We start from the raw sequence: 18,347 nt of genomic DNA, 5'->3' as shown, positions 1-18,347 counted from the left end.
GACAGCCGTCGCTCTCCAGCCAAACTGAATAATCGATCACGCTGGAGGATATGCATGCGTTCCAAACACCACAGAGCCTTTCAACTGCTTGGCGCATCCGTGCTGATTCTGGGTATAAGCGCAGAAACGGCCCAGGCTCAGGATTTCGCGCTCGAGACCCTGGTTATCACCCCCAACCGCACCCCTATCGAGGCTGCGAAAGTGGGCTCTTCCGTGCATGTCATCGAGCGAAAAAATATCGAGGAACAGTCTCTGCCTCTCGTGCAGGATTATCTCAACCAGCTTCCGGGCCTCTATCTCTCCCCCAATGGCGGGCCAGGCAACACCACGACCCTGATAATGCGCGGCCTGCGTGGGCAATATGTAAAGACCCTCTTCGAGGGCATCGACATTTCCGAGGTGTCGGGGCCCAACGTTCAGCCCGCCTATGGTCATCTTCTCTCCGGCGGCATTGGGCGGATCGAAGTTCTGAAAGGCTCGCAGAGCACGCTCTATGGCTCCGATGCAATTGCCGGCGTGGTCAATCTTTCGACACTTGGCGGTATTCCGCAGGGCATTGAGCACGGCATTCACGTCGAAGGCGGGTCGCGCAAAACGGGCTTTGGCAACTACACGCTGACGGGCGGTTTCGACCGTGGCGAATTTGGCCTTTCTTTGTCTGGCTTCACCACCGATGGGTTCTCGATGGCGTCCTCAGGCGTTGAGGACGACGGATACACCAATCTGACCGCGACCCTCGGCGGGCGATACGAGATCAGCGACGATCTTGCCGTTTTCGCCAGTGGGCTTCTGTTGAATGGTTCAACGCAGACCGATGATGGTTATCCCATCGCCGACACCCCCGCTAACGGAAAGTTTCGGCAGGCGGCCGGGCGCATCGGCGCGGAATTCTCAATGTTTGACGGTCAATTGAACAACACGGTATCGGCACAGATATCCGACACCGCCCGTGAAAGCACCAGCGGCTTCGGTACCACCTCAACCTTCGACGGACTGCGCTACAAATTCGACTATCTGGGCTCGCTTGACGTTTCTCCCGAACTCACGGTCAATTTCGGCGCGGACTGGGAGCGCCAGGCAGCAACCACCGCAAGTGTTGATAAAAGCGTCTCTATGGGCGGCGGCTGGATCGAGGCGATCTACAGCCCGTTTGACGCTTTGACACTGACAGCGGGCCTGCGCCATGACGAACACGGCACCTTCGGCGGGCACACCTCCTGGCGCGCCACAGGATCCTATGAACTTGCCAGCACCGGAACACGTTTCCACGCCTCGGTCGGAACGGGATATCGCGCGCCGAGCCTTTATGAGCTTTATGCGCCTGTCTATGGCAACATCGACCTGAAGCCGGAAACAAGCCTTGGCTTCGATATCGGCGTTGAACAGCGCTTTCAGGATGACAGGCTTGTCACCAATCTCACCTTCTTCATGATCGATGTCGAGGATCATATCGGATACGATCCCGTGACCTATCAGAACATCCAGACCGATGGCGTGGTCAAAACGCGCGGTGTGGAGGCGTCGTTTTCCTATGCGGCAACCGACTGGCTGGACCTGCGTGGCGCGTACACCTACACGAAGGCGACCCAGACGGATGGTCTGCGCGAAGTGCGCATCCCTAAACATGACATCGCTCTTGGAGCGACAGTCCGCCCGGCCGAGCGCTGGGAAATCGGAGCCACAGCGAAAATCGCTCTCGATACGGTCGACGGCTATGTCGACAGCCCCCGCTCGAAGCTTGATGACCACGTCCTTGTAAACGCGAAAATTGCCTACAAGCCGAACGAGAACACGGAGCTTTATCTGCGTGGCGAAAACCTGCTCGATCAGAATTATGAGGTCGTGGAAGGCTACGGCACACCCGGCTTCGGCGTCTTCGCCGGCTTCCGCGCAAAGTTCGCGCCCTGATGCTGCAGCGCCGGAAACGCCTTCCCCGCCTTTCCGGCCTCGTTCTTCTGGCCGGCGCGCTGCTTGTCGCGCCGGTTTCAGCCGCGCCAAAACGTGTCATGTCGCTCAATCTTTGTACCGATCAACTCGCCATGACGCTGGCCGAACCGGAGCAGCTTGTCTCCGTTTCCTTCCTCGCGCGTGAACCCAGCCTCTCCATGCTGCATGAGAAAGCCCACAGCTACCCGGTCAATCGCGGGCTCGCCGAAGAGGTGTTTCTGGAAAAGCCAGACCTGGTGGTCACCGGCACCTACTCGCTCCACAACACGACCGCCCTGCTGAAACGCCTGGGTTTTCATGTCGAGGAATTCTCCTTCGCACAGACGCTTGAAACCATTCCCGATGAAATTCTGCGCATGGGAGCACTCCTCGGGCAGGAAGAGAGAGCGGAAACCGTTGCTGACAGTTTCACCAAAGAACTCGAGGCGATTGCCGCAAGCCAGTGTGACAGACGCCCCACCATGATCGCCTACGATCAGAACGGCATCGCCTCGGGCCGCGGCACACTGGCCGATTCCGTGATGCGGGCTGCCGGGTTTGCCAATCTTGCCGCCGAACTGGGTATCATTGGCGTTGCTCCTTTTCCGCTGGAGCAGGTGATTGCCGCTCGACCGGACGTCATCAGCATCAGCACGCCTCAAAAAGCGCCGACACTTGGGGAATATGTGCCACGCCATCCAGCCATTTCCGCCCTCCCGAACACACGGATCGGCGCCTTTGTACCGGAGGGCTCACTGTCCTGCGGCACGCCCTCGGTGATTGAAGCCGTGCGGGCGCTGGCAACGCTCCGAGCCGAAATCGCCCCCTGTCCGGGGAGCACCACACAATGAAGCTTTCCATTTCGCTTGCGGCCCTCGCCTTCGTGCTGTTCGCCGTGTCGCTGCTGGTCGGTCCGGCCGACCTGGGGGTCGAAAACAGCATATCCGGCCTTTTTGCCGGCGGTGGCGAGGCGGCAACCATCATCATGCGTGAAATCCGCCTGCCACGCGCCCTCCTTGGTCTTGCCATTGGCATATCGCTCGGGCTTTCCGGTGCCGTACTACAGGGGTTTCTGCGAAATCCGCTGGCCGAGCCCGGCGTGATCGGCGTCTCCTCCATGGCAGCCCTCGGCGCGGTGGTGGTGTTTTACTCAGGCCTTGCCGGAAGCTCGCTCTATGCCCTGCCTGCCGGAGCGCTGCTCGGCGCACTTCTTGCCGTGCTCATCCTGCTTGCCATTGCCGCGCGCCAGGGCTCCACACTCACACTCATTCTTGCAGGCGTTGCGCTCTCCAGTCTCGCGGCCGCGCTCACCTCACTGGTTCTAAACCTGTCGCCCAACCCTTTCGCCGCCTATGAGATCATCTTCTGGCTGCTGGGGTCTCTGAAAGACCGCTCCATGGACCATGTGGCGCTCGCCCTGCCACTCATGGCGGCTGGCTGGCTCCTGATCGCACTGTCGGCCCGCGCCATCGATGCGCTCTCGCTGGGCGAGGAAGCAGCCTCCAGCCTCGGCATTCACATGGGCCGCGCGCGCTTCCTGATCGTCGCCGGTGTGGCACTCTCCGTTGGCGCAGCAACGGCGGTCGCCGGCACGATCGGATTCATTGGCCTCGTGGTTCCGCATCTCATCCGCCCGCTGACCAGCCGAATGCCAAGCAGCCTCCTATTGCCTGCAGGCCTCGGCGGCGCCGCACTACTCCTCGCCGCAGACATCGCCGCTCGGATCGTGTTGCCGGCCGGCGAGCTCAATGTCGGGGTTCTGACAGCGCTGATCGGCGCGCCGTTCTTCCTGTGGCTCGTTGTCCGCGCCCGCCGGGAGATGCTTTGATGGATCTGCGCGTCAAAAATCTCAGCGTGAAACTTGGCAGGAGGCAGGTGCTCGATGACATCGATTTCGACATCGAGCCCGGCCAGGTAATCGGGCTTCTGGGGCCGAATGGCGCCGGCAAATCCACGCTCATGCGTGCGCTCAACGGGCACGTCGCCGCCGAAGGCGCCATGCAGCTCGGCGAACACAATCTTGCGGTCATCGGCCCTGCCGATCGCGCCCGCCTCATCGCCTATCTGCCGCAGCAGCGCACCATAGGCTGGCGTCTTACCGTGCGCGATCTCGTGGCGCTCGGCCGTCTGCCGTGGCGTGCCTTCGGCCAGCGCGCGGATGCAGAGGATGATGCCGCAGTCGAGCGTGCCATGGCGATGGCCGATGTCGCGCCGCTTGCCCACCGGGTCGCCACCGAGCTGTCGGGCGGCGAGCAGGCCCGCATTCTGATGGCGCGTGCAATCGCGCAGGAGACACCGCTCCTCATCGCCGATGAACCGGCCTCCGGCCTCGATGCCGCACACCAGATCATGCTGATGCAGTCGCTGAAACGGCTCGCTGCCGAAGGCCGCACCGTTCTGGTCTCGCTCCACGATCTGACGCTCGCTGCCCGCTGGTGCGATGAGGTCATCCTTCTGAACGAAGGGAAGCTAGCAGCGTTCGGTAAACCCGAAACCGTGCTGTCACAGGAGAATTTGGCAAGGATCTACGGTGTGACCGCCCACTGCGCCCGTGACGAAAACGGCCTGATCATCGCACCGGTCGGGCTTACGGACATGTCCTCGCCCGGTTAATCAGCCACGCGTTTTTCCATCGCTGCCCCGGCATTGAGAAGTCCATCACCGAAATCCTCGTCACGGCCCGGATCGCCAAGGTCCACCGCCGTGGTTCGCAACAGCTGCGAAAGCACCTCCGGTTCAGCGTCCTTGCCCGCATGGATCAGATTGGCAATCGCTCCAGAGACGATTGCCGCTGCAAAAGACGTGCCCGTGACCACATCCATGCCGCCGGGAATGGGGGCCACCACATTCACGCCCGGCGCCGAAAGATCGATATAGCGCCCACGATTGGCCTTTTTCATCACCCGGTCGTGCACATCCGTAGCCGTCACGGCGATCACGCCATCATAGGCCGCAGGATAGCCGAAAGGCGCGCCCGGTCCGTTATTGCCAGCCGCAGCAACAAGCACGACACCGCGCGCCATCGCATTCCGGCAGGCCGAAGAGAAAAGCGGGTTCTCCGGCCCGACAAAGCTCATATTCACGATCTGCGCGCCCTCTTCCACCGCCCAGTCGAGCGCGGCCAGAAGCACATTCGTGCTGGAGATACCACCCTCGAAAGCCCGTGCATGGAGGAGCCGCACGCCGGGCGCCATGCCGCGAAACGGCCCATCGCCAGCAATCAGCCCGGAAATAGAGGTGCCATGCGCGCGGTCCTTCACCGCCATGTCGGGAAGCGCGTCAAACATGCTCTCTATGCGACCGGCAAGGGCCGGGTGCGCAACGTCCAGCGCCGTGTCGATAACGGCCACGCTCACATTCTCACCGCTCACCGATCCCGCATCGAGCGCAATCCGCTCGAAGGCGTAGTTCACGACGCCGGCGGCCTGCTGAAGCTGAAACACGTGGTTCGGAACACGATCTGCCAGCCGGCCGTCGCCCTCAAGCTGTGCAAGCACGAACGCCACCGGACGCCCATCGGGTATGCCGAGCCGGGCAATGGTACGCCCAAGCAGGGCCGACCCACGGGCCGAGCGCAGTTCCAGACCGAACTGCGCGGCCACGGCGGCAGCCACATCCTCGTCTCCGTCAAGAGTGACGAGCACCTCGTCCGGCACGAAACCCCCGGAGATGGCACGTTGCGGTGCGACAGGCCCTGGCAAGCGCCCCTGCCCCCGCCGTCGTGGGAGGCGGTGCGGATGGGCCAGCGCTGTCGTCAGAAACATCGCCATCGGTAGAGGGCGCATCCACGGACGTCGCGGGTTGCGCCGGGGCAGCCCTGCCCGTCCCCGGTCCAAAAAGCTCTGAAAGCATCGGTGGCAGATAAACCACGTGCCGTTCGCCAGAAGCTGCGCGCGCCTGCGTTTCACCGTCCGCCGCCTCGGCTGGAGCGGAGGTCTGGGCATGCGCTGTCATTGCCAGTTGGGCTGTGATGGCGATACCCGCCAGGATGCGTGAAACGAGCCTAGTCATCGCCGGGTCTGCGTCCGGTCACAACGGTTTCCACGAATTCAGCCTTTTCGAGCGCAGCAACAATTGCCTCATATTGCTCTGCCGTTTCGGCAGGAACAAGAACGCGGTAGAGCCCGCCCGGCAGCGGTCCGGCGGCGATCTCGGCCCCGCTTTTCTCCAGCAATGCCGAGACATCGGCCATGGAAGCATCCGCCGCAAAAGTCACGAAGGCGAAGGGTGCATCCTCGCGATCCGCACCGGCGACCGAGTATTGCTCCGTCTGCGTAAGATTGAGCCAGACCGTCTGGCCCACGAGAATGGCGAGCGCAAGCCCTGCGGCCACCCACGCAGCCTGCACGGGCAGCGAAGGCAAAAAGCCCGCCAGCCTCTCACGCAGAGAGGGTTTTGCGTTTTTCTCGGCCCCCGCCTCTTCGGCCAGTGCTCTTGAGAAACGGGTCAATGCATCGTCTGGCGGATGGATCGCCTCATTGTCGGCAAGCGTGGCCGAATACTCGCCCTCTGCCTCGGCCAGCGAGGCCATTGCCTGCGGATCGGATGCGAGCCACTCCTCGACCTCGCGCAGTTCCGCGCCCGAAAGCGTTCCGTTCAGGAAGAACGGCAGCAGCGCCTCCAGCCGGTCGCGGCGGTTTGATTGTGCGTTCTCGCTCATGGCCAGCCTCGATCATATCCGGCCGCCTGCAATGCTTCTCCGAGCTTCTTGCGGGCGTAAAACATTCTGGTTTTGACGGTGGCGACCGGAACGGAAAGGATCTCGCCGATCTCGGTCACCGACTTGCCGTGATAATAGGCGAGGTCCACCACGGTGCGATGTTCCTCCGACAGCGCATTGACAAATGAGCGCAACGCCGCCGCCTTGTCATCCTTCATCGTTGCAACCTCGGGCGTGTCTGCGCTGTCTTCAATCGCCTCTGCCTGCCCTTCGTCCAGCGCGCTTTCCCGGCGCTTGCGCAGGGCAGAGAGCGCCTTGAAGCGTGCGATACCAAGCAGCCAGGTGGAGACCTGCGAGCGTGCCTCGAAGCGCGACGCCTGGCGCCACACCTCCAGAAACACTTCATTCGCAATCTCGTCTGCCATGGTTTCCGATCCTGTCTGGCGCATCACAAAACGGAAGACCCGAGCGTGATGCCGCATGAACAAGAGCCGGAGCGCCGCCCTGTCGCCGCGCGCCGTTCTCGCCACGAGCTCGGCATCAGATTTCTGATCCACTCCGCTCATGACCTGCCCTTCGACAATGTGTCGCGCGGCGGGACATTTTGGTTCATCGCTTCCCCCAGTCTCTGAAAAGCTAATCCATTTTGGTGTTGGGTGGAAACGGAATTGACTCCCGCATTCGGCGTCCCGCGCTCATTGGCGTGAACCTTTTCACAGCCTCGTCAGACAAACCCTTAAGGGTACGCATGGTGCGCACCCGGAAAGGAGTGTTCTGATGACACGGCATATCGACTGCAAATGGTCGTCCAAGCCGCTGCGGCCCATGGCCGGGGCGGCTTTATTGACCTTGCGTAAGCCGAGGCGTAGGCTCTCCCGCGACGGGGTTGAAATGAACCTCGCTTCGGGGGGATACACCGGAACAAGGAGAACAGGGCTCATCAAGAATGCCCATCCGGCAACCTTCCGAAACGGCTTCGGGAGGCAAGGCATGGGGCATAACCGGCAGTTCCCGGCACGGTGCGACGGAAACGCACATGATCGTCCTGGCACAATCGCCAGACGTATTCTTGAAAGCACCACCGCCATAGCGCTCGCAATCATGGCGGGCTTATCCAGTTCAGCACCCGCGAACGCGCAGGAAAACGCGATCATCCAGCCGGGTTTCATGGCCGTGACCGGCTTTCCCGGCACGCTCATTCCCGGTTTTGAAGAGGGGCTCCTGCCCGGCGTGGACCCGGTGGACGAAACCTTCATCGACACCGAGCGCGCCTCGCTGCGCATCTTCGACATAACCTGGCTCGGCGCACCACCCAGCGGACAGGTGGTCTTCACGCCACCGCCCTTTGAAGTCGCAGCGTCTGAAATCGGTCAGGTGTTCGGCCTCGCCTATGATGACGGCAGACGCGAAGAGACCACGGCCATCGTGCCAAACCTCTATGCCGCCGCCACGTCCATGCATGGTCTCCAGATCGTTACGGAAGACGCGGACGAAGACGGGCGGACCGAACGGCAGCGCCGTGGCGAAGCTGGTGCACGCTTCATGGACGGTCAGTTCGGCGAGAAGAATGGCGGCGGCCCCGGTTCGATCTGGAAGATCGACGGCATCACCGGTGCCGTGACCCTGTTTGCCGATATCGACACGAACAGCGGCCCCGGCATCGGCAACATCGCCTTTGACCGGTCGCATCGCCAATTCTTCGCGTCTGATCTCGACAGCGGCCTCATTCACCGCATCGACATCGACGGCAATCTCATCGACACGTTCGATCACGGCGTGGCGGGGCCGACCGGCACGCGGGCTCGATCCCGTGGGCGATGATGGCGCGGTGATGGACATTCAGGGTGCTGCTTTCGACGCGGAAGAGCCCAAAAGCTGGGGCTACACGCAGGAAGAGCGCCGCGTCTATGGCCTCGCCATGCACGGCGGACGCCTCTACTACGCGGTCGGTGATGAAGCGGAAATCTGGTCCGTGGGCATCGCCCGCGACGGCACCTTCGCCGGCGACCCGCGCTGGGAGCTTACGGTGGAGGCGGAAGAAGAGCTTCCGGTCACCGACATCGCCTTCGACACACGCGGCTTCATGTATCTCGCCCAGCGGGGCGAGGTCGAAAACCGCTATGACTACTCAAGCTTCGCCGACAGCGGTGAGGCATCGGTGCTGCGCTACTGGCGCGAGAGCCCCGACGATCCCGAAACCGAAAGCATCTGGGTGCCGGCACCTCAGGAATATACAGTCGGTTTTCCAGAACCATACCGACAGGGAGCCGGCGGCATCGATCTGCAATATGGCTATGACGCCGAAGGCTTCTTCAACCACGATGCCTGCGCCGCCACGCTGGTCAAAACCGGCGACAGGCTGCGCGACAACCCTGCCCTTGAAGATAGGCTCATCGAAGGCGGGCCGCTTGCCGTTCATGGCGTACAGCTTACGAGAAGCACGCTCGTGCGGCCAAAAAACGAACCGCCTTTCGGCTCGTGGTTTGCCGATTATGACGGGTTCTTCGAAGACCCTGAGGTCAAGGGGCATGTCGGCGACGTGGAGGTCTGGCGACCCTGCGAGGGCCGCGCAGGCTATTACGAGCCTATCCCCTATCCGGGCGACATTCCCGTCCCCGGCTGGCCGCCCGGCTTCCCGCCGCCCAACGATCTCCCGCCCTGTATCGAGCTGGAGACGGCAGCGTATTTCTGTACGCCCGCGGGGCTTGAAGCCGATCTCTACATCCATGACCGCGCCGGTATCGGTGGCGATTCGCTTTCCGCGAAATCGCTTACACCCGGCGTCGGCGTTTCCCCGTCCAAACAGACGGTTCCCGGTCTGGCCACGCCCTTCACTCTCGGCATCAATGGCCACATTCCCGGTGAAACCGTCGATCTCGGCCTGTGCTTCTATAAGCAGTCCGACGCCGAGGCGGGTGGCTACTTCCCCTGTTGCAAGGTGACGTTGCCGCTTGAAACGCCGCTTGAATCCTGTGCGCCGTGAGGGAGGGAGAGATGATCATGTTCACATTTCCCACCGACCGGATCACGGTCAACAATGTCATGGAGACGATCATGAAACCCCTTGCAGAAAAAGCGCGCACGACGCGCTGGCTGCTGGTGGCGGGCATGGCGCTCTCCACCGCGCTCATACCGCTTGCCGGCATCGATCAGGCCAGGGCACAAGACCGGACAATCGAGGACCTTGAGGTTCTCGAAACACCCGGCGACGTTGACGGCCCTCGTATTGAGCTTGAACCACTGGAACCTGAAACCGAGCCCGATCTGACGCCTTTCCTAGAAAAGCGCGGGAGACAGCTCGATTGCGATTATGTGGAATACCGCCTGCGCTTCGGCGTACGCGGCACGCCCGACATGATCGCCCATCCGGGGCTCGACGCATTTCTGACCAGCGTGACCCTGGAACTGACCGACCAGCTTCCCGCCAATCTGTCGATTGTCGACGCCAGTTTCAGCGGCGACATGATCGGTCTGGGCGGTGGAGCCGTTCCACCCCATGTGATCAGCACGACCGCCACTCTCGATGATACGCTCACCCAGTCGGACTTCCACCTTTCCGCCGCCGATCTCGACGGCGACGGCAGCCTGACCGAGCGCGCCATCGACATCACCATCAAGGCAAAGATCGACCAGGCGGCGTTCCCCGCCGCAACCAATGTCGACAATCAGGCAAATGTGGCCGTGATCCGCACGGCAACCGGCGGGCTTGTTGCCACCATTCCCTCGCACGACCCGGCCCTGCCGGACGATGGCGACTGGCAGACTGGCGATCCGACGACCATCACGATCGACGTGACGGACTGCGATCCGCCACCGCCTCCTCCCCCACCCGGCGACGGGCCGGAAGAGGCCTGTTTCTCGGTCGAGACCGGTGAGGTGGACTGCCTTCCCGGCGGCGGTGCCTATATCTATCGCATGGATGTCGGCCCGGAGATGGCAGGCAATGTCGTCACCGTCACCTCGACCACACCCGGCATCACCATCGATCCGCCGAGCCAGCCCGTTCCGGCCGGCGGCGGCACGCTGGAATGGGAAATCACCGGCGCACTGCCCGGCGATACGGTGCATCTGATCGTCACCGGCATCGAGACCTATGCGGGTCCGGCCGAGGGCATCGGTCTGTGCTGTTCACAGGTGGTCAACATTGAAATCCCCGAAGACCTCGAATGCCCGCCCGACGATGAAGGCGAGCCGGATATCAAGGTTGAGAAGCGCGCCGATGAGGCCGAATGCGAGATCGACGGTTCGTGCGATTTCACCATTCGCGTCTCGAACGCGGGTGACGCACCTTACACCGGCAAGATCGTGCTGGATGAGGTGACGACGCCCGGCAACGCGGCCGTGGTCTCGGGACCCAACGCTCCGTGGACCTGCGTTCCCATGGCAAGCCCCATATCGTGCGAGCACCCCGAAACGACGCTCAACCCGGGCGAATTCGTGGAGCTGAAACTCGGCTTCCAGCCGGGACCGGCATGGAGCTGGAGCGCGATCCGCAACTGCGCCGAATATGACTACACGGCCAGCGGCAAGGATCCGTTCGGTGATCCGACCAACGACAAGGCCTGCGCAACAATCGCGATCTGCCTGCCGAGCGATCCGGCCTGCACGCCGCCGGAGAACGATATTCCGGACATCGCCGTGCGCAAGCGCGCAGAACCTTCGGTCTGCACGCCCGACGGTCTTTGCACCTATGTCGTCACCATCATCAATGCCGGTGCCACGCCGATCAACGGCCCCGTCAGCTTCGTGGACACGTTCCCGGCCGGCGATGTCGCTTCGGCATCGTTCAGCCCCTCTCCACCCTGGTCGTGCGCGCCGCTCGCCGGCAACACGTTCCAGTGCGATCATCCGGGCCTGAACCTTGTGCCAGGCGCAATGACCGACATTCTCGTGACCACAATCGTCGAAGACTATCCGACGAACGAAGTCGAGAATTGCGCGAAAGTGACCGCGCTTGATGGCGAAACCAATCTCGCCAACAACGAGGTCTGTGCGACGGCGACCATACCGGGCATTCCGGGCGGCCAGCCGCAAATGCGCATCCAGAAGACCTGCGAACCTTCCGTGTCGCTCGCCGAAGGTGTGGCCTGCCGCATCACGGTCAGCAATGCCGGAACGGCAGCACCGGTCGGCCCGGTTCGCGTCAATGACGCGGCCGAGATTATCGGCAGCGGTGCACCGGTCGATATCCAGACTGTCACACCTGACGGTCCGGAATGGTCTTGCGGCGCGGTGCCTGCGGCCAGTCTCACCTGCGAGATTCCCGGCGCCGTCATGACGCCCGGAACCGCGCGGCACTTCGATGTGACGGTCAATGTCTCGCCCAATGAGCGGTTCGAGAACTGCGCACGCGGTTCCTTCGGCCCGGCTCCGGGAGACGACATCGTCTATCCCATCGGCGAGGCCTGTGCTCAGGGCGGCACGCAGATCTCGGTCGAAAAGACCGGCGATGCCGAGTGCCTCCTTGGCCAGCCCTGCACGTTCCAGATCACCATCCGCAACGAAGGTCCGTCATCGATCTCCGGTCAGGTTCGCATCGGCGATGCGCTTCGGGTCGAAGGCTTTGGCGGCGTACCGGCCCGGATCGTTTCGGTGAACCCGCCCTTCGGCTGTTCGCCCGAACCGACCGAGCTTCCCTTCGCCTGCGAAGCCGACCTCACCCTTGCAAGTGGCGAAAGCCGCACGCATGAGGTTGTTGTCGAGTTGCCGGAAGATGGTGGCCTCGCCAACGAGGTGGGCAATGGTGCGAACGGTCGAAACTGTGCTGCCGTGATCGACCGTGAAGCGGATGTGCGCACCGCGCCCTCCCTCTCCGGTGCGCCAGATGGTGCTGGAGATGGCCGCGCCTATGACTGCCACGACTTCACGGTTCTGGCGGATGAGGAAGAAGACCAGCAGTGTTCGCCGGGTCTCGTTCTCAACAATGCCGGGCGCTGTGTCTGTCCGGAAGGCACCACCTTCCGCAATGGCCAGTGCGTCGGCACGCAGACCGCTCCGGTTCCGCTGCCCACGCCCCGGCCAACACCGCCGCGTGAGCCCGATCCGAAGCCGCAGTCAAACCCACGGCCCCAGCCCCAGCCACAAGCCGATCCCCGGCCCCAATGCCGGCTCCTGCCGGGCCAGATCCGCACGCGCGACGGTCGCTGCATCTGCCCGCGTGGAACACGGCTTCGCAACGGTCGCTGCGTCAAGCCGCAGGTCCAGCGCGAATGCCCACGTGGCACGACGGGAACGCCGCCCAACTGCCGGCCGATCCGCCAGCAGTGCCGCCTGCTTCCGGGCATGATCCGCACCCAGGACGGACGCTGCGTCTGTCCGCGCGGAACGCGTCTGGTGGCCGGAGCCTGCCGCAAGCCGGAGGTGCAGCGTCAGTGCCCGCCGGGAACGACGGGTCGCTATCCCAACTGCGCGCCCATCGTGCGGCCCCGCTGCCCACGCGGCACAACGGGAACGTTCCCGAACTGCCGCCCGGTCGTGCAGCGTCGCTGCCCGCAGGGCACAACGGGAAAATATCCGAACTGCCGGCAGATCCGCGTGACACCGCCGGTCAACCGGGTGCCCCGGCAACAGCTTGATCGCCCGCTGCGCATCAATCCGCAGATCCTGCGGCCGCGCGACAGGAGCAACCAGCTCCAGTAGCTGGATGCAACAAACTCACAGCCCGCCGGCATGCCCCGGCGGGCTTTTTCGTTCAGGGTGCACACCGTGCTTCAAGCGACTGCGGGTTAACGGAAACCTTCGGCCTCCGGCTGTATACGCCGTTCCGGTTCGACGTCTTGCAGAAGCACCTGCGTTTTGACCTTCAGCCTTTGACGATTGCCGCGCGATCGCCAGCGCTGGAGTATCAAGCTCTGCACACTGTCGATGCGCCTTGCAGCTTCTCCCCTGCGACCAGTACCTCCGATGTAGCGAATTCGCAGTAGAGAGGGTTCTTTCTCCAGCAACGAGATCAATTGATCGAGCCGCCTGAGCCAGTTTCGCCTTAGAACATGTGTGCCCGGCTCAAAAGCCGCATCCTCGAGTTCGAGATCGACGACCCTCGAGATTGAAGCGCCGAAGTTGATCTTCGTCGTCTTTCCCGATGTGAGCCTGACAACTCTCGACCGTTCCGTCGTCAATGCATAACCGGTTGGCAGCGTTCTTTCGTCGAGTTTCACCACGAAGCTCATTCCCCGCCGCTCGGCAGGCATCGCAGCACAGGCTATGTGGAAGCCTCCTGACTTGTCGGTGATGACCAGTTGCCCCTCAACACTGGCGAGGCGCACGCCAGGCAAGCCCCGTTCTCCGGCATCAGGATAACCATTCCGGTTGCGATCATCGAACACGCGGCCAATAATGTCTCCGCAGCTGAAAGTCGGTGCCTTGGAAAGACGAATTTGTGCACTGGCGGCAGGTGGCAATCGTTTTCCGGTTCTGTCCAGCAGGAATGCCGAGTTCACATGCTCTCCCAGAGCAGCCGATGCCAGTGCATTTGCAGTCAGTCTTATTTCGAGGACCGTCCCGCGCCCTACTGACAGGTCCTTGAAATGAATGGACCGTCCATCGATGATCGGCCTGACTGGGACACCGTCAACCCATGCGGATCCCGACACAAAGCGGAAACCGACCGGTAGCACATCCGTTATTTGAAGGTGCTTTATCGCAGCGTCGTTGTTGTTTGCCAGGCGGATGATGAAGGAAGCGGGTTCGCCAGGACGAATGAACGGCGGATCTGCGATCTTGCTGAGTGCAAGGCGTCCGGCACCTGCTGGAATGGTGAGTTCAATCAGTTCACGGTTGGAATGAAGCCTTTGCGGCTCACCAGGGCTCTCCTCATTTATACCCGTCGCAGTCGCCGAATTTACGACAGCTCCGATCTGACCGGAAGCGTTGTCAATATCCGTTTGGGTAAGAACATACGAAACGACAAACTCAGCAGTGTCACCAGCCTTGATCGACGTCGCTGCCGGAGAAACAGGCGGGATAACTCGCCCGGCCCTGCTTCCGTTGAACGTCGGACCATCATTTTCGATGGTAACGTCGTGAAGGTCGAACGTCCCGTTGTTGACGACCTGATAGTGATATCGGATCACATCACCGGGCGTCGCAATGCCATTGCCATCCAGATCGATATATTCCCCCGACATCGTCATTCGAAATTCAGAGAAGCGCGTCGGCAACACCACACACTGGGCCGAAGGGCAATCCGGATCGCCGGCTCCGGGGTGCTTTACAAGGTTCGCGATGCTCTCTGCACCACCAGAAATCGAATCCGCAACGTCAACCTCCACGGTCACTGTCTTTGTTCCATCCACACCGTCCTTGCGGCCCGGCACCGTAAGGCCAGACCAGGTGATGCGACCATCGGCATGTCGGCCTCCGTCGCTCGCCCCCACAAATCGCATGTTGACATCAAGCTGGTCGAGCAGGGAAAAATCGTCGACTTCACTCCCCGCATTGCTGAGTTCGATTTCGAAAGTCAGTCTTTCGCCAGGTTCCGCATTTCCCTTTATGGCGCCGGTTTCATGCACGAGCGATTTGGATATTGACACGTCGCCGGACACATAATGCTGCGTCGAGCAGGGACTGCATGTTCCACTGTCAACGCGCACCACATTCAGCAGCGCTCCGGATGCATCTTCAGCCACTGAAGCAGTGTAGCTCGCACTGTAAGTGCCCGGCGAAGTATCCTTGGGCAATCGGAACGCAACGGTTGGGAGATCGGAGGCATCCACAAGGAATGGTCCGGGATCGACAACACGCCCGAAGGCGAGCCCGGCCCCCAGCATGTCTTCCACGAGCAGTTCCTGCGTGGTTGCACCGCCGCTGACTTTGGTTGTCAGGGTGTACGTGATCGTGTCTCCGGGATTGACATTCGAACCATCGCCCACATCCGAGCTTTTCGAGGATTTCAGCACCACAAGCGGGCTCGACGTCGTGCAGGGGTCGCACTCCCCCAACTCAGAGGTGGCGGTGTTGGAAACGCTTCCCGAGGCATCCGGGCGCACCGTTGCCGTATAAGTCACAGGGTAGGTGCCGGCCTCCGTCCCTGCAGGCAAACTGAAAGAAAGAACCGGAGCACCGGAAGTATCGGCCTCGAACGCGCCAGCATCCACCACGCTGCCAAAATCCAGCCCAGCACCCAGCGTATCCGTCAATACCAGCACACGCGACGTCGTGCCCCCACTCACCTCAGCTGACAGTGTGTAGGTAATTGTGTCACCTGCCTGAACGCCTGCTGTGTCTCCAACATCAGAGACTTTGGACGTTTTGAGCGTGATCAATGGATTCGACATCATGCAGGGATCGCATTCGCCCGCGTCCGCCCGCGCGCGGTTTGAAACGCTTCCGGCAGCATTATCGCGAACCCTTGCCGTATATTTCACATGGTATGTGCCAGCACCTGTCCCCGCCGGTAGCGTGAAGGAAAGAACAGGTGCGAGCGAAGTGTTGGCGACAAACGGGCCAGGCTCCACCACTTTGTCGAAATCGAGCCCCTCACCCAGAGTATCCTTCAACTGCAGATCCCGCGACAGGGAGCCATTGGCGATTACGGCCGTCAGCGTGTAGGTGATAATGTCGCCAGCCTGGACGGCAACCCCATTTCCAACATCCGAGGATTTCGATGACTTGATCTCAATCAGAGGATTCGAAGTCTTACACGGGTTGCATTCCCCGATATCCGCAGTCGCACTGTTCGAAACGGGCCCAGACGCATCTGCAAGCACGGTGGCTCTGTACGTTATGCTATGCGTGCCGACTGCCGCGCCGGCCGGTAGCGTGAAGGAGAGTTCTGGCGCTTTGGAAACATCGGTTTGAAACGGTCCTGCATCTACAATGCCGTCGAATTCGAGCCCATCACCCAGCGTGTCCGTAAGGCTTAATTTTTCCTGCGTCGTACCGCCTTTTACCGTGGTCTTGAGCGTGTAGGTGATTTTGTCGCCAGCCTGAACGCCGACACCATCCCCAATGCTGGAGGCTTTGGAGGTCGTCAAAACGATCTTGTGATTCACGAAGGAGCACTGAATATCGGTATCAGCGGCTACGGCTTTGGCGGAAAGCGTGAACGAGTTCTCATTGAAACTGACAGTCCCGCCTTCTCCCATGCTGAGGCAAATCACATCGTGAAGCACCCAGTTGGGCGGCAATGTTTCCGTGATAGTCGTTTCAACGTTCGCTTCCGAAAGGATCTGCGTTCTTCCGCGCACGGCAACGCCAGGTTCGGTGGTGGTTATTGTCTCCTCTTCCCAGCCATTGTTGCCGGTGATGGTGAAAGAGCCAACATCATCGAACGTGGTTTTTCTGACTGTCAACGACGGCCGCTTCTGGAGTTTTATGGTGCTTGTTGCCTGGTCGTTCTCGGTCTCATAGTCGTCGTTTGCAGGATTGTCGTCATCAGCAGGGGCCGAACGATCAAGCGAAGCGTTGATGGAGTAGGTACCCGAAGAGCTTTCCAAATTCACGGTCAGGGGTATTGTAAATTCAACCTGTCCACCCGAGGATCCATGTGAACTTGATGCTGCAACTGAACTGTCGATTGCACAGGTGACAACCTGTCCGGATACCGCGCATCCATCCACTGTTTGAGCGGTCCAGCCGGTCGGGACCGTCACTTTCAGCGCATACTCGTCATTCCGAAATACCGCTCCGGCACCAAGATTTGTTGCCAAAACTGTGATGTTCTGGGTCTCGCCAACACCCTGGTAGGGTTCGGACGGCGTGACGAGGGAGACCGACAAATCGGGAAGACCCGTAACCGTCAGACTGCAGCTTTTGTCTTCCTTTTGCTTGAGTTCGCGCCCCTCGAGACAATCACCATCCAGTAAAAAGCTTTTATCAGGAATTCCTGCAGGGCGGTTCGAGATACGGGCGCCATATCCAGTATTGGGCCACACAAACTCCTCATGTTCTCCCAGAAAAACCGTTTCATGATTCTCCTCAAGCGACAAATATGGCTTTTTGTTCTCGCCTGACAATCCATCATCGCTTTCCAGCAGCACACCGTTTCTGGTCAGGTCGATACGCCAGCCCGTAGTCCCCAGGGTCTTGTCCCAGCCAAAGTTGGAGAAAATCAAAGCAGCGGAGTGGCGTGCTTGCTGAATGTCCGCACAGAATCCAACAAGACCCTCATAACCATGCTCACCATATTGCGGCGCAAAAGCCATTGTATATTCCCCTCGACCAGAGCAGCCTGCCTCGGCGATCATATGTCGAGCGTTGGATTCTTGAATTCCCAGGCTACTTAGGAATCCAGGTACTCGTGAACTCATCAACCAATCGCCAAATTCACTCATAAGGTCAATTGGATCGCACAAAGTACGAGTAGTCGACGGCCAATACTTTCCAGGAACAGTACTTCTAATGTGCGCTGTCAACTTCGCAAATATTTGCGTTCCTTCGCATATCAACCTATTGTCAAAGCTATGAAGATTATCATACCTTCTCCCATCAATATCCGGATCCCTACCCTCTGAAATTCGCGTTATCTCTATAACTCTATCATTTCTAATTTTTACTTTACTGCAATAAATTCCAATATATCCTGTCATTCCCTCCATTACATCTCCAACATATCGCCTAAATTTGTCACGATGGGCTGCACCACTCGGCATTTGACCTTCTGGGCAACGAACCAATTCCCTCTGCCCAAGATCCTCTCCGAGGACATAAGTCCTTATGTAATTATCATTGAACCCGACACCAATTTGAGCCTTTGCTTCAGGCACGAAGCAAAGAACAGAAAAAATGAGCAGAATAACCTTCAAAAAATAGGTCAAGAAAA

General features: G+C 60.5%; 9 protein-coding genes and 1 pseudogene. 6 read left to right on the top strand and 4 right to left on the bottom strand.

The annotated features are described in order from the left end of the window. The first annotated feature begins 54 nt into the window (after positions 1-54). The 4 genes from AB2N04_RS09275 to AB2N04_RS09260 are packed head-to-tail and all read left to right on the top strand — an operon-like array spanning position 55 to position 4,539. Positions 55-1,908: a TonB-dependent receptor plug domain-containing protein gene (locus AB2N04_RS09275; protein WP_367718504.1), complete on the top strand. Its 1,854-nt coding sequence runs from the start codon at positions 55-57 to the stop codon at positions 1,906-1,908. Next, entirely contained in the window at positions 1,908-2,777 is an 870-nt protein-coding gene (locus AB2N04_RS09270) for an ABC transporter substrate-binding protein (protein WP_367718503.1), read from the top strand. Before AB2N04_RS09275 ends, AB2N04_RS09270 begins: the two co-directional genes overlap by 1 nt. Further along, positions 2,774-3,754: a FecCD family ABC transporter permease gene (locus tag AB2N04_RS09265; RefSeq protein WP_367718502.1), complete on the top strand. Its 981-nt coding sequence runs from the start codon at positions 2,774-2,776 to the stop codon at positions 3,752-3,754. Before AB2N04_RS09270 ends, AB2N04_RS09265 begins: the two co-directional genes overlap by 4 nt. Then, positions 3,754-4,539 carry an ABC transporter ATP-binding protein gene (locus AB2N04_RS09260; RefSeq protein WP_367718501.1) on the top strand — a complete coding sequence of 262 codons (786 nt, stop codon included), beginning with the start codon at positions 3,754-3,756 and terminating at the stop codon, positions 4,537-4,539. Before AB2N04_RS09265 ends, AB2N04_RS09260 begins: the two co-directional genes overlap by 1 nt. Here AB2N04_RS09260 and AB2N04_RS09255 read toward each other — a convergent pair. The 3 genes from AB2N04_RS09255 to AB2N04_RS09245 all read right to left on the bottom strand — a co-directional run bounded on the left by AB2N04_RS09255 (position 4,536) and on the right by AB2N04_RS09245 (position 7,152). Continuing rightward, the gene (locus AB2N04_RS09255; RefSeq protein ID WP_367718500.1) at positions 4,536-5,627 is read right to left on the bottom strand and encodes a S8 family serine peptidase; all 1,092 of its coding nucleotides are present in this window, start codon (positions 5,625-5,627) and stop codon (positions 4,536-4,538) included. The two genes, AB2N04_RS09260 and AB2N04_RS09255, sit on opposite strands and share 4 nt — an antisense overlap. A 302-nt stretch (positions 5,628-5,929) precedes the next feature. Further along, positions 5,930-6,586, bottom strand: coding sequence for a hypothetical protein (locus AB2N04_RS09250; protein WP_367718499.1), 657 nt, complete (start codon positions 6,584-6,586; stop codon positions 5,930-5,932). Beyond that, entirely contained in the window at positions 6,583-7,152 is a 570-nt protein-coding gene (locus AB2N04_RS09245) for a sigma-70 family RNA polymerase sigma factor (RefSeq protein ID WP_367718498.1), read from the bottom strand. The genes AB2N04_RS09250 and AB2N04_RS09245 overlap by 4 nt, the downstream gene beginning before the upstream one ends. Positions 7,153-7,687: 535 nt before the next feature. Between AB2N04_RS09245 and AB2N04_RS09240 the strand changes: the two are divergent. Continuing rightward, positions 7,688-9,569, top strand: a pseudogene (locus tag AB2N04_RS09240) (hypothetical protein). Positions 9,570-9,586: 17 nt separating this feature from the next. After that, positions 9,587-13,225: a hypothetical protein gene (locus AB2N04_RS09235; RefSeq protein WP_367718497.1), complete on the top strand. Its 3,639-nt coding sequence runs from the start codon at positions 9,587-9,589 to the stop codon at positions 13,223-13,225. A gap of 86 nt (positions 13,226-13,311) precedes the next feature. Here the strand turns inward: AB2N04_RS09235 and AB2N04_RS09230 are convergent, their stop codons facing one another. After that, the gene (locus tag AB2N04_RS09230) at positions 13,312-17,730 is read right to left on the bottom strand and encodes an isopeptide-forming domain-containing fimbrial protein (protein ID WP_367718496.1); all 4,419 of its coding nucleotides are present in this window, start codon (positions 17,728-17,730) and stop codon (positions 13,312-13,314) included. Positions 17,731-18,347: the final 617 nt, after the last annotated feature.

Origin of the sequence: Nitratireductor sp. GISD-1A_MAKvit, from assembly GCF_040819555.1 — a bacterium.
Lineage (GTDB): Bacteria > Pseudomonadota > Alphaproteobacteria > Rhizobiales > Rhizobiaceae > Nitratireductor.
This window is presented reverse-complemented; position numbering and strand designations above follow the sequence as displayed.

Bases quoted from the DNA above. Each gene is read 5' to 3' on its own strand.
- AB2N04_RS09230 (WP_367718496.1), bottom strand. From the start codon at position 17,730: ATGGCTTTTGCGCCGCAATATGGTGAGCATGGTTATGAGGGTCTTGTT.
- AB2N04_RS09265 (WP_367718502.1), top strand. From the start codon at position 2,774: ATGAAGCTTTCCATTTCGCTTGCGGCCCTCGCCTTCGTGCTGTTCGCC.
- AB2N04_RS09270 (WP_367718503.1), top strand. From the start codon at position 1,908: ATGCTGCAGCGCCGGAAACGCCTTCCCCGCCTTTCCGGCCTCGTTCTT.
- AB2N04_RS09260 (WP_367718501.1), top strand. From the start codon at position 3,754: ATGGATCTGCGCGTCAAAAATCTCAGCGTGAAACTTGGCAGGAGGCAG.
- AB2N04_RS09250 (WP_367718499.1), bottom strand. From the start codon at position 6,586: ATGAGCGAGAACGCACAATCAAACCGCCGCGACCGGCTGGAGGCGCTG.
- AB2N04_RS09245 (WP_367718498.1), bottom strand. From the start codon at position 7,152: ATGAGCGGAGTGGATCAGAAATCTGATGCCGAGCTCGTGGCGAGAACG.
- AB2N04_RS09275 (WP_367718504.1), top strand. From the start codon at position 55: ATGCGTTCCAAACACCACAGAGCCTTTCAACTGCTTGGCGCATCCGTG.
- AB2N04_RS09235 (WP_367718497.1), top strand. From the start codon at position 9,587: ATGTTCACATTTCCCACCGACCGGATCACGGTCAACAATGTCATGGAG.